Origin of the sequence: Pseudomonas sp. DSV-1, from assembly GCF_035830915.1 — a bacterium.
Lineage (GTDB): Bacteria > Pseudomonadota > Gammaproteobacteria > Pseudomonadales > Pseudomonadaceae > Aquipseudomonas.
This window is the reverse complement of record NZ_JAYMYG010000001.1, coordinates 2059602-2076300: the sequence shown is the minus strand read 5'-3', so window position 1 is coordinate 2076300 and position 16699 is coordinate 2059602. Positions and strand designations below refer to the sequence as shown.

Sequence of the window (16699 nt, the reverse complement as noted above, 5' to 3'; positions counted from 1 at the left end):
ATGGCCCGCGAGTTGAACCAGAATATCTTTGTCGCCGGCCATCGCGGGATGGTCGGCTCGGCCATCGTCCGCCGCCTGCAGGCACTGGGTTATACCCGTATTGTGACGGCCGGGCGCGATACCTTGAATCTGCTGGATCAACATGCCGTGGCGGCCTTTTTCCAGGCGCACAAGATCAATCAGGTGTATCTGGCGGCGGCCAAGGTGGGCGGTATCCAGGCGAATAACACCTATCCGGCTGACTTTATCTACGAAAACCTGATGATCCAGGCCAATATCATTCAGGCTGCGCACCTGAATGATGTTCACAAGCTGTTGTTCCTCGGTTCGTCATGCATTTACCCCAAGCATGCCGCGCAGCCGATGCGCGAAGAGGTCCTGCTCACCGGTACGCTGGAGCCTACCAATGAGCCCTATGCGATTGCAAAGATCGCGGGCATCAAGTTGTGTGAAAGCTATAACCGGCAGCATGGCCGTGATTACCGCAGCGTAATGCCGACCAATCTGTATGGCCCCCATGATAACTATCACCCGCAGAACAGCCATGTGATCCCTGCCCTGCTGCGCCGCTTCCATGAAGCGGTTCAGCGCGGTGACGAAGAACTGGTGATCTGGGGTACTGGCACACCGATGCGCGAGTTCTTGCATGTGGACGATATGGCAGCGGCCAGTATCCATGTGATGGAGCTGGACGATGCCACCTATCAGGCCAATACCCAGCCGATGTTGTCCCATATCAACGTGGGTACCGGGGTTGACTGCACTATTGGCCAACTGGCCAAAACCATCGCCGAGGTCACCGGTTTTACTGGCAAGCTGACCTTCGATACCAGCAAGCCGGATGGTGCTCCACGCAAGTTGATGGATGTGTCCCGCCTCAGGTCCCTGGGCTGGCAGGCCAGCATCAGTCTGGAAGACGGACTCAAAGATGCCTATGACTGGTATGTGACTAACGTGCAACAGGCGCGGACACACTGATGAAGATCCTGCTCTACGGTATCAACTACAGCCCGGAGCTGACCGGTATCGGCAAATACAGCGGTGAGATGGCTGTCTGGCTGGCCGCTCAGGGCCATGAGGTGCGGGTAGTTACGGCCCCGCCTTATTACCCTGACTGGAAGGTCTGGCAAGGCTTCAGCTCCTGGCGTTTTAACCAACGCCAGGAGGCTGGCGTCACAGTCATTCGTTGCCCGCTGCATGTTCCGGCCAAGCCCACAGCCATTAAACGCTTGCTGCATCTGGCCAGTTTTTCGCTGTCGTCGACCTTTGCCATGCTGGCCCAGTTACGCTGGAAGCCTGAACTGGTGATCCTGGTGGTGCCAACAATGTTTTGTGCACCCCAGGCACTGGCGCTGGCCAAACTGACGGGCGCTACTTCGGTGCTGCATATTCAGGATTACGAAGTGGATGCCCTGTTCGGGCTGTCCATCGCCAAGGGCGAGCGCCTCAAGCGCTGGGCGTTTGCTGTTGAGCGCGCGGTGCTGCGGGCATTTGATCGGGTATCGACCATCTCCAGCGGTATGTTGCAGCGGGCGGCAGAAAAAGGCGTTGCCAAAGAGCAGTTGCGGTTCTTTCCCAACTGGTCCGAAACCGCCCGCTTCCGCAATGTGCCCCGTGATGCCGAACTGCTGCGCAGGCTTGGCGTCGACCCCGACAAGCGCGTACTGCTTTACTCCGGCAATATTGGCGAGAAGCAAGGCCTTGAATGTGTGGTCGAAGCGGCACAACGCCTGTCAGCACGAACCGACCTGGTGTTTTTGGTGGTGGGGGAAGGCGCAGGCAAAGCCCGATTACTGGAGCTGAGCCAGCAGCATAACTTGCCCAATATTGTGTTTGCGCCGCTTCAGCCCTATGACGATCTACCTGCCCTGCTGGCTTCGGCCGACTGTCATCTGGTGATCCAGAAGCGCGGGGCGGCGGATGCCGTATTGCCGTCCAAGCTCACCAATATCCTGGCGGTAGGCGGCAATGCCTTGATCACCGCTGATCCTGATACCAGCCTGGGGTTGCTGTGCTCGGAGTACCCGGGCATCGCCACCCTGGTTGAGCCGGAATCGGTCGAGGCCTTGATCGAGGGTATCGAGAGCGTTTTGGCCATGCCGGTACCCAATATGATTGCTACCGGCTATGCCTGCGAGTTCCTGGATAAAGACCAGATACTGAACCGCTTCCTCAGCGAGATATAAATCATGTGGCTCAGCAACGAACTGTTTCGCAGCGTTGTCGATTCAACCCCCTTGATCTCCATCGATCTGGTGGTTCTGAACAGCAAAGGCGAATGCCTGTTGGGGCAACGGCTTAACCGGCCGGCCCAGGGCAACTGGTTTGTCCCCGGCGGCCGTATCCTTAAAAATGAAACCCTGGATGCGGCCTTCAACAGGCTGACCCTGGAAGAGCTGGGCAAGGCCAGTGCGCGCAGTGACGCCCGCTTGTTGGGGGTATATGAGCACTTCTATGCTGACAGCGTGTTTGCGCCACCTGGGCAAGGCCCGGACACCCACTATGTAGTACTGGCTTACCAGCTGGTTATGGCTGAAGACGACTTGTTGCACCCCCCTCAGGCTCAGCATGATGCCTATCGCTGGTGGCCTCAGGCCGAGATGCAGAGTTGCGAGCAGGTACATGCCAACACTCGCGCCTATCTGGATGCGCTGCGATAACTCTTAAAGCATACAAAGGAATATTAAGATGCTATTTCCAATCATCATGGCGGGCGGTTCAGGCTCCCGTTTGTGGCCACTGTCACGACAGCTCAACCCCAAACAGTTTCTGCCACTGGCCGATGCTGACTTTTCCATGCTGCAAGCCACCATCCAACGCCTTGACGGGCTGGGCGCCGCGTTGCCGCGGCTGATCTGCAATGAACAACACCGTTTTCTCGCCGCCGAGCAACTGCGCCTGTTGGGGCTTGAAAAAGCCGGTATTTTGCTGGAACCGGTTGGCCGCAATACCGCGCCTGCCATTGCGCTGGCAGCCTTGCAGGCCTGTAGCGAAGCCGAAGACCCGATCCTGCTGGTTCTCGCTGCCGACCATCTGATCCAGGATGTTGAGGCGTTCCAGACCTGCATTCAAACAGCCCTGCCCCTTGCACAAGACGGCAAGCTGGTGACATTTGGCATCCTTCCGACCCATGCTGAAACCGGCTATGGCTATATCGAGCAAGGTATCGATGTGGGTGTTGGTGGTTTCAAGGTCAGCCGCTTTGTTGAAAAACCGGACCTGGTAACAGCCCAGGAGTATCTGGCCAATGGCAGTTACTTCTGGAACAGCGGCATGTTTATGTTCCGGGCCAGTCGTTATCTGGAAGAGCTGGAAACTTATCGTCCGGATATTCTGGCAGCATGCCGTGCGGCATTGGCCGGTGGTTCGCAGGATATGCACTTCACCCGTGTTGACGAAGCCGCTTTTGCCGCCTGCCCGGATGATTCCGTGGACTATGCCGTGATGGAAAAAACCGCAGACGCGGTAATGGTGCCACTGGATGCCGGCTGGAGCGATATCGGCTCCTGGACTGCGCTTTGGGATGTCTGTGACAAGGACCAGCAGGGCAATGTTTTCAAGGGTGATGTGCTTAACCAACAGTCGCGCAACACCTATGTGCATGCGGATAGCCGTCTGGTCGCCACTGTCGGCCTGGATGATCTTGTGATTGTTGAAACCAAGGATGCGGTACTGGTCGCTCACAAGGACCATGTACAGGATGTTAAGAAGATCGTCGAGCAATTGAAAAACGGCTCGCGCACTGAACATATCAACCATCGCGAGGTCTATCGTCCGTGGGGAGTTTATGACTCCGTCGACAATGGCCATCGCTATCAGGTCAAACGCATTACCGTAAAACCGGGCGCCAAGCTATCGGTGCAGATGCATCACCATCGTGCCGAACACTGGATCGTCGTCAGCGGCACAGCCAGGGTGACCAATGGCGATAAAACCTATCTGGTCTGCGAAAACGAGTCCACCTATATCCCGATTGGCCAGATCCATGCGCTGGAAAACCCTGGGGTTATTCCCCTGGAGCTGATTGAAGTTCAATCCGGCTCTTATCTGGGTGAGGACGATATCGTCCGGTTCGAAGACAAGTACGGTCGGACCTGAATCCAGTATGATGAACGGGCAACAGGTAATTGCCGCTCTGCCCGTCAGCGCCTTTAGGCATCTAACGGGAGAGTTATAAAAGGTCAGCAACGCAGACCGCTCTGCACAGGTATTCTTGAGCCGTTATTGCACATTAAAATGCCTGTAAAGAACCACTTGAGTGCCACAGTTATAGCGCCTTCGGGGGCTATATGCATAGCCAGGGTTCGCTGTTCATAGCCTTGGACATAGGCGCTCTCGCACAATCGCCAATACAGACTTTTTCAAAAGGATTTTCAAATGAACAAATTTATCGTTTCTGCACTAGCCTTGGCCTTGAGCGCTTCGGCATTTGCTGCCGAGCCTGTTGCAGCTCCGTCCACTGCCTCGGCACCTGCTGCTGAAGCGGGCGCTGCAGGTACTACCTCGGGCACCTCCCTCGCTACTACTACTGGTGTTTTGGGTGGCGTAAGCACCACCACCGCAGTCGGCCTGGGTGTTGCCGCAGCTGCCGGTGTTGCAGCTGCTGCTTCGGGCGGTGGCGGTGGCGGTGGCGGTGGCAACGGCGGCACTACTGGTACCACAGGCACTACTGGCACCACGGGTACTACCGGTACCAACTAAGTACCTCCCAGGTCGAAAGGACTAAACCACCTGGAGCATTCCAGGCATTTGATTTTGATGTATCTCCTTTACAAGTGTCCTCAATGATGATTCGTAGTTTGTCGCTCGCGGTACTTGCAGGGTTCGCCCTGCAAGGTTGTATGTTTGCGCCCGGTCAGTACCTGGATACCAGTGAGATCGGAACTGAAGGCTCCCCAGAAAGCAGTCGGATAGAGCTGATCCCCATCACCCCCAAGCTGATTGCGCAAAACGCGGCGACATACGTCTCAAGCTCGGTGCCAGCAGAGTTGCTGGCATTCAAGCCCCAGGCTTACCGGATCGGTGCCAACGATGTACTGTATATCACTGTTTGGGACCATCCCGAGTTGACGGCGCCCTCAGGCCCGCAACAACAGATTGATGCCAACGGACGCCTGGTGCGGCCCGATGGCACTATTTTCTACCCCTATATCGGCAACCTTAATGCTGCTGGTAAAACCATCGAAGAACTGCGCGCGACCATTGCCCAGCGTTTGGCGCAGTACGTGGATAGCCCGCAGGTCGATTTGAGTGTGCTGCGCTTTGCCAGCCAAAAAGCCATTCTTGCCGGTGCAGTGGTCAAAGCGGGCCCGATACCGATTACCACCTCTCCGATGAGTGTGGTCGAAGCCATTGGCGCAGCTGGTATTGAACCGCTCAATGCTGACCTGTCCAGCCTTACATTGACCCGTGACGGCAGTGAATACACGCTAGATCTAGATTCGCTCAACGGTCAGGGCGCACAGCTACACAATGTTTTTCTCAAGGATAGTGACCAGTTGTACCTACCGTACAACGATCGCAAAAAGATTTATGTAATGGGTGAAGTTCTTGCACCGCAAGCGGTTAAGTTCAAGACCAAACATATGAATCTGGCTGATGTGGTCGGCTCGGTAGGCGGCTTAAATCAAGCCACCTCCAATGGCAATGCACTGTATGTGATTCGTGGTGCCGAGAATCTCGAAACCGAACCGGCCAAAGTGTTTCAACTGGATGCCGAGTCGCCTACTGCCTTTGCGATTGCCAGCCATTTTGAGCTTAAGCCGCAGGACATCGTGTACGTAGGTCCTGCCCAGGTTACCCGCTGGAACCGCCTGATCAGCCAGTTGCTGCCATCGGCGAGCATTCTGGGTACCGGTGCCGCTGCGGGCAACAACCTCAGTGAAGCCAGCAGCCGATAAGGTTTAAGCCGTTTTGAAAACTCTTCGTAACCGCTCATGCCTGGTGGCGTGCCTGTTGCTGTGTGGCTGTAGCCCGCTGATGCAGGGTTCTCTCGACACCTTTAAAGCCGCCGTGCAAGGCGTGGAGCCGCTGCAATTGACAGCAGCCGATGTCGCGGCCGTGCCTTATGCTCAAATCCTGGTAACCACACCTTCCAGTGAAGGGGTGATGGCCAGGCTACGCCAGCAGGGTGACCTGCAGTACTGGGTCGCCTCGGGCAAGCAAGTATTGCTGATGCGTAACGGCCTGGTGGTTCGTACCACCGGGCTGCAGCCCGCTCTGGACGGCACCCGTTTCGACGGACAGTCGCCATTCAAGCGCGGCCTGCATCTGGTGGCGGATGGCGAGCGCAGTACGCGCTGGATCGATATCTATCAGAGTCAACAGATCGGCCTGGCGGTGAATAGCCGCTTTGTGCGCAAAGGCCTGGAAACCGCGACCATTCTCGACAAGCCTTATGTGCTGCAACGTATCGATGAAAAATTTGAGATTCCGGCTCTGGGCTTTAGCGGCACCAACCGTTTTTGGGTGCGACCCGAAGACGGGATGATCCTGCAAAGCGAGCAATCTGTTACGCCAGGGCTTGAGCTACGCATTGTGCATCTGCGCCCTGACTGGGAGGCTGCACAGTGATCTCTTTGAAAAAACTGGCCCTGTGCGTGCTGCTTAGCCATACCGCGATCAGCCAGGCCGCCGTGTCCGTCAGCGGTGATGTGCTCAAACCCGTCAGCGTGGCCTATCAACCCGGCATGCGTTTGCTGGATGTGATCAGCCAGGCCCAACCCAATCCGGAAAGCTACTGGCTGGCAGCCGCATGGCTGCATCAGCCGGAAGTCGAGAAGCAAACACGGCTGAAGGTAGGGGTACTGTTTGACCTGAAAATGCTGCAGCGCGGCGCCTTGCTCAATAACAACCATGGCCTCGCGGCTGTGGCAGCACGTCTGCACCAGGACATCAGCCAATTGCCTGTCACTGGCCGTAAAGTGGTTAACCTTGACCCGGTCGCGCTGGAAGTCGGCTTTGCCCACAACTATCTGCTCAGTGATGGCGACAAGGTTAGTTACCCGGCGCGCTCCGATAGCGTGACCGTACTGGGTGCTGTGGAGCACGACTGCACCCTGCCCTACCAGCCACTGCAGCAAGTACGCGACTACCTTGATAATTGCCCGCGGTTAAAAGAGGCAGAGTCGGATTTCTTGTGGCTGATTCACCCTGATGGCACCTACAAGCGTGTTGCCATTGCAGCCTGGAACCGGGAGGACGGCATATATGCCGTTGCGGGCAGCACGATACTAGTGCCCGTGAGCAACGACAATGCCGATTTGCCTACACCTGATTTAAACGAGCAGTTGGCGCAGTTCCTCGCCACCCAACTGCTGGCTGAGGTTGCACCTTGAAGTTACGTTTTGTTGTTGTCGCCTTGTTACCGTACAGCCTGGCCCATGCGGAGCCGCGCTATACCCAGAATGACTTTGGTGGTGTCGGCCTGCTGCAAACACCGACGGCGCGTATGGCGCCTGCCGGTGAATTGAGCCTTAACGCCAACCGCACCGAACCCTATTCACGCTATAGCCTGTCGTTGCAACCTCTTGACTGGCTGGAAGGCACCTTTCGCTATACATCCATCAGTAACCGCATGTACGGCTCCGAAGCCTTAAGCGGCAACCAGAGCTATAAGGATAAGGCAGTAGATCTAAAAGCCCGCCTCTGGCAAGAGAGCCATTGGCTGCCCGAAGTGGCACTGGGCTTTCGAGATGTCGGCGGTACCGGCCTGTTTTCCAGTGAGTACTTTGTTGCCAACAAACGTTACAAAGACCTGGACTTCAGTCTTGGCATTGCCTGGGGCTATATAGGTAACCGGGGGGATATGGACAACCCCTTGGGTTATCTCGATGACCGTTTTGACACGCGACCTACACAGACGACAGTCGGAGACGTCAATACCAATACCTACTTCCGAGGCTCACCGGCCTTGTTTGGCGGGGTTGTATATCAGACACCCTGGGCACCATTGAGCCTAAAAATCGAATTTGACGGCAACGATTACAAACATGAGCCGCAAAATAACAACCAGATACAGGACTCACCGATCAATATCGGTGCGGTCTACAAGCTTAACGACAATATTGATTTGACCGCAGGCTGGGAACGCGGCAATACAGCCCTGTTCGGTATTACCCTGCATACCAACTTTGTCAGCCGCAAGGCTCCGGTCAAAAGTTATGATCCGCCGGCGCAACCACTACCAGCACAGGCACCTGTCGCGCCTCTGGAAGAGGTCGACTGGGCTGCGGTATCGCAACAGCTGGAAAAAAATGCCGGCTATAAAGTCGAGCGAATCGCCCAGCGCGATTCCGAACTGATGGTGTATGGCGAGCAGTCCAAATACTTCTACACCGCCAAAGGTGCAGGCCGGGCCAGCCGTATTCTGGACAATACCGCCAATGATCAGATCCAGTGGTTCACCATGGTCAACAAGCGTTATGACATGCCGGTGGAAGAAATCAGCGTTCCGCGCTCGACCTTTCGCGACGTGGTCAATAATGAACAGGATCTGGTCAATCTGCATCGCACCACCGAGGTCAACCGTGCCACGACCCATTATGATAAAACCCTGTATCAGCACAAGCCTGATCCCTTTACCTATGGTTTTGGCCTGGGCTACCAGCAAAATATGGGGGGCCCCGATGGCTTCCTGCTGTACCAGATCAGTGCCTATGCCGAAGGGCAATACCGCTTTACCCCTGGCACCTGGGCCAGTGGTGGCATCAGTGCCAACCTGCTAAACAACTACGACAAGTTCAAATACGATTCAGCGAGTAATCTACCGCGAGTACGAACTGATTTAAGGCAATATGCGACCACTTCCGATATCACCATGCCCGCCTTGCAACTTAACAAGGCAAAAAGGCTGGACCAGGATCTATATGGCATGGTCTATGGCGGTTATCTGGAGTCGATGTATGCCGGTGTTGGCGGCGAACTCTTGTATCGCCCAATGGGCGAACGCTGGTCAATAGGCGCCGATTTGAACTATGTACGTCAACGGGAATTTGACCAGGGCTTTGGCCTGCGTGATTACCGCACAGTAACCGGCCATATCACCTCTTACACCAAGCTGCCGTTCGATCTGGACGCCGCAGTCAGCGTAGGTCGTTATCTGGCCCGGGACTGGGGTACCACTATTGATATTTCCCGCGAATTTACCAATGGCGTGAAGTTCGGCGGCTGGGTAACTCGCACCACGGCATCTAGCGAAGAATACGGCGAAGGTAGTTTCGACAAGGGCATTTATATCTCGATTCCGTTCGACGAGATGATGAGCGTGTCGACCATGAGCCGGGCCAATATCGCCTGGGCACCGCTGACTCGAGACGGTGGCGCAATGCTTCATCGCCAGTACTCCCTGCATACGATGACCGACGGCCGCAACCGCGATGCGTTTTATGAGAACTTTGAGAAGATCACCGAGTGAGTCGATTGATCCAACGCCTGATTGACCTGCCCTTCTGGCTGCGCGCACTGCCTTTTATAGCAGTGTGCGCCGGCCTGCTGTTCGCAGGGTTACGCTCCCTGCCTATTGCGCAGCATTTTACCCAGGAAGACAAACTGCATCATTTTGTCGGCTTTTTCGCCCTGACATTGAGTTGCAGCCTGGTGTTTGTGAACGTGAAACTGCGCTGGATCGCCTTCGGTTGTGTGCTGGCCGGCGTGCTGATCGAACTCGATCAAGAACTTGAGCCCTTGCGTAACGCATCTGTCTACGATGCGCTTTCCAACTCGCTTGGGGTGGCCGCAGGGCTATTACTGACTTGGTATTGCACCCGCAAAGGCAAGTAAACATTGAAAACAGGTCAGCGACATGATAGCCAGCAGTTTAAAAGCCTTCATTTAAAGCTTGTATTGCCCGTATCAACATAAAAATCGATCCTCGATACCATCTCCTGGGGAATTACCAGTAAAAACAACACCTCACGCGACAAATGTTACAAAATGTCGATTTTCGTGTAGGCTTCTATGGCAAAATCCTACAGCCTCTTGGTATTCGGGTTAGGTGATATGCTTTTCGCAGGATGCAAAACCGACATTCAGACCCCAAATGCGCTTCATTTTGTTCAAAGCAAAGCGTTGGTCGACAATATCAATCAACTTATCACCGCCGATGTGAGCCATGTCCACGCCTTCGATATCATCGCGAACCTGAGCTGGGACTTTAGCTTGGTCAAAGCTGTTTTTATTGAGGTTGATATCCCGGATAACATAAACGATAGCTTGGAGCTGGTAAAATATATTCGCCAAACTAATCAGGCTGCGTGCATTTTCATATTGGTTACACATAATAAATCATTTACCAGTATTAATTATTACCTCGCAGGGGCTGATCACTGCATTAAATTACCGGCCGACCCGCAGGAAAAACTGACACTCCTGTCGCGAACTATCGAAGAATCGCACTGGAAGGCGTCGACCCAGCTCACGCTTGACCGTATACGGCTGTTGCTGTGCAGCCCCACGGGCAAACTTGAAATCTCGTATACCGAAATGATAATTATCGACGCCCTGATACAGGCACCACAGCATGTACTGAGCCAAGACAGCATTGCTAAAACCCTGGACCCCAATATCGTATTTTATGATCCGCGAGCGCTGGAAAAAACCATTAGCCGCTTGAGAACCAAAATTAAGAAAGCTTATAAGCTTGAATTGATATTCAGTGTCCGCGCGTTCGGTTATCGCCTTCGCCGGGGCACAATCACAGGATAACTATCGTTGCAACCTGTCGTTTCATGCGCTGCTCAGCAGACAGCTGTAGTTCGCCAACGGGCATCAGACGAACATCGACGAATGGAGACGTTGAAGCATGAAGGTAACGCTTAGATTTTCGCGAAACATAAACGCTGTTAATGACCATTACAGCAAGACAAGACTTAGATCTGCAGCTACAGAATTCAATGATACATATTTGCATATACCCCACATCATCACCCCGGGGAGCTGGTCAAACGCACAACCCGGCACAACCAGCCAATACAAGTACGCCACCGACCTCTGCAGTTTGATGACGACAAAGAAGCCTCATCTATTGAAAAAGCAACCCACCCCCAGCAGAATCAGTGCCATTTCCGCCCCTGAGGCTACCGCCAGCCCTGCAACCCGCCCAGCATCGATGCAATACTCGAACAGCCCTGAAGTCTGGTCGTTCTGTTCGGCATCACACTATTTGTGCAACAACTCGACTTGCATACAACTTACAGCCATTGAATCACTGCTCATTCAGACCCTGGCTCGCAGCGACGAGCGCATATGCGGCAAACAAGAACTTATTATCGGCATCAAAAAGGATGCTTACAGTTACAGCGGCCTGGAAATGTGCCTCAGCCGGCTCCAGAGCAAGTTCAAAGGTGCATTTGACGAGCGTCTTTTTCGCTCAGTGCGCAATCGCGGTTATTGCCTGGTGCAAGATGTACAAATTATTGACTGATACGCCATCGCACCCTGAAGGCGACCGCGCACAATCAAATAGCCATCATCGAAGTGCGCAATATTCCTTAATCCCACTGAATTCCACCCTTGGGAGCATTGTTATAAAACGTCGAACCCCCGTGACAGATAACCTTTATCATCAGGGTTTCGTGCGCCTTTACAGTGATTGCGCTGCACGACGCCTGCACATGGAAGATAGTGCTGCGACTCAAGCCCGTCAGCAGCTCCCATCATAGTCAAGTACTTATCACAAGGCTGCTACTTTGATACATACACGTCTAGATCGTAAAACCGTGGCCAGAGGGCTTACTTTTTGGGGTCAGTGGTCGATTGCCATGACCTTTGTAATCGCACTGTTATTCGCAATGGTTTACACCAAGTTTGGTGCCATCGATTTCCATTATCGCATGCTGGCCATTCTAACCTTACTTGTCTCCGTACCCGCTTACTCAATCACTCACGTTTATTATAAAAGACACAAGGCCTTCAATGGTTCTATCCGTTTGTTTTTTGGATGGATGCTGACACTGGCCTGCTTGAGTACCATCGGGTTCATTACAAAATCCGGTGAACTTTTTTCCCGCGAAACCCTTATCAGCTGGGGGTTGCTGGGTTATCTGATCCAAGTCCCACCCTACTTGATAATGCACCGCCTCTCCAAGTTTTATCATCAACGCAACAACCACCACTACAACAGCCTTATTATCGGTTCCGATGGTGTTGCACTAAAACTGGCCGACAGTTTTATTCAACAGAATCATTTCCCTCTGGTTGGCGTAGTTAGCGCATCACCCTTTGAAGACTCGACAAACTCTCCGCTGATTGTTGGCGAACTTGCACAGCTGCGTTCACTGATTGCCGAGCACAATATTCGCAGGCTTTACATCTCCTTGTCCCTGCAAGAAGCCCAGCGAATTGAAGCGCTCTACATCGATCTCCTTGACTTGAATGTCGATGTTGTCTGGGTGCCGGACCTGGACAGCATGATGCTGCTGAACCACTCCGTGAGTGAAATTGGTGGCCGCCCAGCCATCCACCTGAATGAAAGTCCACTGACAAGCTATCCAACTGCTGCCATCAGCAAGGCACTCATGGAACGCTCGCTGTCCCTGGCAGCCATTATTTGCCTGAGCCCCTTACTGGCTGCGATCGCACTGGCAGTAAAGCTTTCTTCACCCGGCCCGATCCTGTTCAAACAGCATCGCCATGGCTGGAACGGCAAGGTCATCAAAGTATGGAAGTTCCGCTCCATGCAAGTCCATGATGACAAACATGTCAAACAAGCCAGCCGCAACGATTCGCGTGTAACAGCAGTTGGCCGCTTTATCCGCCGCACTTCGCTGGATGAACTGCCGCAACTGTTTAATGTGTTACATGGCGATATGGCATTAGTGGGGCCGCGTCCTCACGCAGTTGCCCATAACGACTATTACACCGGCAAGATTCACGCCTATATGGCCCGCCACCGTATCAAACCCGGCATTACCGGCCTGGCACAAATAAGCGGCTGCCGCGGCGAAACCGATACCATTGAAAAGATGCAAAAGCGGGTTGAAATTGACCTTGACTATATCAACAACTGGTCGCTGTGGCTCGATATCAAAATCATGATCAAGACCCCGCTGACTTTGATCTCAAAAGATATTTACTAACTATACATAACCACTCTCAAATACCGCATATCAGAAGAGGATTGCAGTGACTAGCCTCCGACCTCGTTATGCAGTCACTATTTATAATAGCGCGCCAACCATTTTTATACATTTCGCAACCTATATTTATTTTGGATAGTAATGAGTTTACGAGAAAAAACAGTCCTCGCCGTGAAGTGGAATTTACTTGCTACCGTGCTGTCTAGTATTTTTGGGCTTATCTCGCTGTGGCTCCTGTCCCATTTATTGACTACACAAGATTATGGGATCATCAGTGCCGCGTTGATAATTTGTACCTTTATTACCGTACTGCTTGACTTCGGAATATCCAACTCAATTATCCGCAGCAAAGAACTAGAAAGAATTGAGCTTTCCTCACTGTATGTAATCAATATCACGCTAGGCGTTATTGCTTGCTTGATAGCACTTATATTCAGCCAGCAAATTGCAAGTCTGTTCAACGCTGACGACATGCTAGCAACCCAAATAAAAATAATGTCTATCGGGTTTGTGATCTCATCATTTGGCTTGCAAGCCAAAGCATTACTCACCCGCGAGATGAATTTTGGCGCGATTGCAAAAATTACAATCGCCAGCACATTTATCAACTTCGTATCTGTTGTCCTACTCGCCTGGATCTATCGCTCACCTTGGTGTATAGCGCTGGCGTTTCTGATTAGTGCAACAGCAAACACTTTTCTCTCCACTTATGCCGCACGACCACTTAGAACCTACGACTTAAAATTCCGGTTTTCCGCAGTAAAAAAACATTTCCGTTATGGCATACAACTCGTTATCGACTCCATGATCAACCAAGTCAGCATTAATACCTATCCCGTATTAATGTCCCGACTGATTAGCCTCTCCGCCATAGGCGGCTATAATATCGCCTACAGTATTAGTATTGGATTATTCGAAAAACTCAACCCCGTACTCTCACATACATTATTCCCTGCGCTAGCAAAAATCGGAGGCGATGACTCAAAGTTACGATCAGCCTTATTAAAAATAACGACCTACTCAGCCATGATTAACTTTCCGATGTTGCTTGGCATGATGATTATTGCACCATCATTGGTCGATGTTTTTTTTGATGCTAAATGGCAATTTATCGTCCCCATCGTCCAGGTGCTCTGCGCTGCAGGCGCTATTAGATCCCTAGACACCCCTGTCATTTCAGTGCTTTTGGTCAAAGCACAAATGTACCGTAATTTATATCTCGGTGTTGCCAAACTCATCGTTGGCATACCACTCACGTGGTTACTTGGGCATAAAGCAGGGCTAATAGGTATCGTCTATGGCTTTTTAATTATTCAAGTGATGAATGCAATCTGCGGGTATTTTTTCTTGTTAAGGCCAAGTATTGGTGTCAAAGGAATAGACTACCTGAAGAGCATTTTAATTCCGAGCCTCCATGTCGCCCCTATGGTTCTCGGTGGCTGGGTCGCACGTTACTACTTTACCCCACTCGGTGAAATACTGAATATGATTGCAGTGGCCAGCACTTGCGTATTGACATATATCATAACCATTTACTTTTCACCTGCAAACGTTATTCGAGAATTCAAAGAACTTGTAACAAGCAACCTTATCAGAAAGATTACTAAACAATGAAACTATCTATCGTCATCCCTTGCTTCAATTGTGAAAAAAACATAGGGAGACTTCTGGACGTACTATTTAAACAAACCACAGACAAACTAGAAGTCATATTAATAAACGATGGCTCGCAGGACCGTACAGGAAGCATAATCTCTGCCTTCATAGAGCAACATAGACTTTATAACTTTAAGCTATATGAAATCAGCAACAGTGGTGCAGCCAAAGCACGTCAAACGGGACTAGACAAATCTTCTGGTAAATATGTATTTTTTTGTGATTCTGATGACCTTATCATCGAGGACTTTGTAACGGCTATATTGCAAAGAGCAGAAAGCAATCCGGATATAATTTATTTTAGTTCTGAGATTGTTTCGTCCAACAACGCCAGTGAGAAAATATCTGACAAGGTCAGATTTAATGAAAACGTTGATTTTGACAACCCAGATGAGTTTTTACGTTTCCAATTGAGTCGTGGCGCATGGACCGCAGCTGTTTGGACTTACGCTTTCCGCCGTGACCTTGTTCAAAAAAGTAATGCCTACTTCACTCCGCGCAGTGTTCACGAAGACCATTTATTTAGCCTTCGTTTGTTAGGAAACGCAAAAAAAATTACGGCTCTAAAGCAAACACTGTATTTGCAAAAATACACTCTTGGATCACTGACAAATTCAAAAAAGAACACCGTCTACCTGGCCGAAAGATACAGGGCGTTCATTGAAGCCCGGGACGATATGAGAGACTACTTTACAGATGCTACAATTCAGCTGTATGAAAACTGGTCAATCACATCTTTCATATCTTTATGCAAAAGCAACCCAGGAATAGTACTTTCAGGATTGCTTTACAAAAACACCTACAGTGCCGCCTGGAATAGTAAATCTATTTTTTGCAGACTTGTAAAAAATAAAAAACTCAAAATCACAGCTACTATCAAACGCAAGGCTATCAAGTAATGTACATTTTAAATCTCACGACTACACGTGGCCGATTAGACTTATGCTCAGCTACAACTTGGTCATTACTGCAACAAGAGCTCACCCCTGACCAAATAAATATCTGGATTTCTCGCGATCCTTACATGGCTGACGAAGGCATCAGCGAGACCCCAGAATGGGTAACACAATTCAACAACATTAAAGATATAATAAAGATTCACTATGTAAAAAACACTGGACCTTATAGAAAAATAATCCCCGCACTACAGAGTGCCAATGAAAGCGATATTCTTATCTATGCCGACGACGATGTGATTTATGCCAAGCATTGGCTTAAAAAATTAATAGATTGCTATCACCAAAACAATGACAAGTTTGTTGTCGCCGCGCGTATAAAATCCAGAAAGAAAAATATCTTCGGCCAGTTTCAAAGCTACAACATGCTAGATATTTGCCACCAGCAACAAAAAATAGATAAAGACTTTATCATCACCGGGGTCGGGGGCTGCGTACTCGCCAAAAAGCATATAAATCCGCAATTATTGGCCCTGGAAGACTATCTTTCACTAGCTCCACGCACAGATGATTTATGGATCAGTAAAGTCATTGAACTCTCGGGAACATCTGCCTTTAGCTGTCCTGATGCTCTCATTGAAGTTCAAGAAATCGTTCATGGCAATAATGCTTTAAGCCATACTAATACATTAGTAACTAAAGGAGGAATGCTCCACAGGATCTATCAAAAAATTCATCACAAAATAGCCGGTTATTTAGGCGCACCGTTATCAAATAACGATAAAGCCATGAAGAAAATTGCGGAATTTTTCTCTAAATAATCCATATGTTATTCCTCTAGCTATACTGCCCCTATAAACGCGCACCAGCGATAATAGAGCCCATAGTGATTGCCTGCTTTCACAAGTGTCAGAGCTCTATGGGGCATTAAGGCAACCGACAAAGTTATGCGAACACTCGTCATTGCAGCCCCGGCGATGGGACGCTTACGCCCAACCACTCTTATATAGACTTACTTATAGATCCAGCGGACAGCCATTTAATTGGCGTCAATATACCCACTAATTAACG

General features: G+C 51.1%; 16 protein-coding genes. All 16 read left to right on the top strand.

The window, feature by feature from the left end; genetic code table 11:
* The 16 genes from fcl to VSQ83_RS09790 all read left to right on the top strand — a co-directional run bounded on the left by fcl (position 1) and on the right by VSQ83_RS09790 (position 16449).
* On the top strand, positions 1–978 hold the full coding sequence (fcl, locus tag VSQ83_RS09865) for a GDP-L-fucose synthase (RefSeq protein ID WP_326426379.1): 978 nt from the start codon (positions 1–3) through the stop codon (positions 976–978).
* Positions 978–2186 carry a glycosyltransferase WbuB gene (locus VSQ83_RS09860; protein ID WP_326426377.1) on the top strand — a complete coding sequence of 403 codons (1209 nt, stop codon included), beginning with the start codon at positions 978–980 and terminating at the stop codon, positions 2184–2186. The genes fcl and VSQ83_RS09860 overlap by 1 nt, the downstream gene beginning before the upstream one ends.
* 3 nt (positions 2187–2189) lie before the next feature.
* Entirely contained in the window at positions 2190–2660 is a 471-nt protein-coding gene (locus VSQ83_RS09855) for a GDP-mannose mannosyl hydrolase (protein WP_326426375.1), read from the top strand.
* Between the two features lie 28 nt (positions 2661–2688).
* On the top strand, positions 2689–4098 hold the full coding sequence (locus tag VSQ83_RS09850) for a mannose-1-phosphate guanylyltransferase/mannose-6-phosphate isomerase (protein ID WP_326426373.1): 1410 nt from the start codon (positions 2689–2691) through the stop codon (positions 4096–4098).
* Between the two features lie 279 nt (positions 4099–4377).
* The gene (locus VSQ83_RS09845; RefSeq protein ID WP_326426371.1) at positions 4378–4701 is read left to right on the top strand and encodes a hypothetical protein; all 324 of its coding nucleotides are present in this window, start codon (positions 4378–4380) and stop codon (positions 4699–4701) included.
* Positions 4702–4787: 86 nt separating this feature from the next.
* A complete protein-coding gene (locus tag VSQ83_RS09840; RefSeq protein ID WP_326427694.1) occupies positions 4788–5900 on the top strand; it encodes a polysaccharide biosynthesis/export family protein in 1113 nt (370 codons plus the stop codon).
* A gap of 13 nt (positions 5901–5913) precedes the next feature.
* Positions 5914–6573 carry a YjbF family lipoprotein gene (locus tag VSQ83_RS09835; protein ID WP_326426369.1) on the top strand — a complete coding sequence of 220 codons (660 nt, stop codon included), beginning with the start codon at positions 5914–5916 and terminating at the stop codon, positions 6571–6573.
* A complete protein-coding gene (locus VSQ83_RS09830) occupies positions 6570–7337 on the top strand; it encodes a capsule biosynthesis GfcC family protein (RefSeq protein WP_326426366.1) in 768 nt (255 codons plus the stop codon). The genes VSQ83_RS09835 and VSQ83_RS09830 overlap by 4 nt, the downstream gene beginning before the upstream one ends.
* The gene (locus VSQ83_RS09825; protein ID WP_326426364.1) at positions 7334–9415 is read left to right on the top strand and encodes a YjbH domain-containing protein; all 2082 of its coding nucleotides are present in this window, start codon (positions 7334–7336) and stop codon (positions 9413–9415) included. Before VSQ83_RS09830 ends, VSQ83_RS09825 begins: the two co-directional genes overlap by 4 nt.
* Positions 9412–9780, top strand: coding sequence for a VanZ family protein (locus tag VSQ83_RS09820; RefSeq protein WP_326426362.1), 369 nt, complete (start codon positions 9412–9414; stop codon positions 9778–9780). Before VSQ83_RS09825 ends, VSQ83_RS09820 begins: the two co-directional genes overlap by 4 nt.
* Before the next feature lie 177 nt (positions 9781–9957).
* Complete coding sequence (locus VSQ83_RS09815; protein WP_326426360.1) at positions 9958–10704, top strand: winged helix-turn-helix domain-containing protein; 747 nt, start codon at positions 9958–9960, stop codon at positions 10702–10704.
* A gap of 97 nt (positions 10705–10801) precedes the next feature.
* Positions 10802–11422 (top strand): winged helix-turn-helix domain-containing protein, encoded by a 621-nt coding sequence (locus VSQ83_RS09810; RefSeq protein ID WP_326426357.1) that lies wholly within the window; start codon positions 10802–10804, stop codon positions 11420–11422.
* Between the two features lie 337 nt (positions 11423–11759).
* Positions 11760–13076 carry an undecaprenyl-phosphate glucose phosphotransferase gene (locus VSQ83_RS09805; RefSeq protein ID WP_326426355.1) on the top strand — a complete coding sequence of 439 codons (1317 nt, stop codon included), beginning with the start codon at positions 11760–11762 and terminating at the stop codon, positions 13074–13076.
* 141 nt (positions 13077–13217) lie between these two features.
* A complete protein-coding gene (locus VSQ83_RS09800; protein WP_326426354.1) occupies positions 13218–14690 on the top strand; it encodes an MOP flippase family protein in 1473 nt (490 codons plus the stop codon).
* Positions 14687–15631, top strand: coding sequence for a glycosyltransferase family 2 protein (locus tag VSQ83_RS09795; RefSeq protein WP_326426352.1), 945 nt, complete (start codon positions 14687–14689; stop codon positions 15629–15631). The genes VSQ83_RS09800 and VSQ83_RS09795 overlap by 4 nt, the downstream gene beginning before the upstream one ends.
* Positions 15631–16449, top strand: a complete 819-nt coding sequence (locus VSQ83_RS09790; RefSeq protein ID WP_326426350.1) for a glycosyltransferase — start codon at positions 15631–15633, stop codon at positions 16447–16449. Before VSQ83_RS09795 ends, VSQ83_RS09790 begins: the two co-directional genes overlap by 1 nt.
* Positions 16450–16699 lie beyond the last annotated feature (250 nt).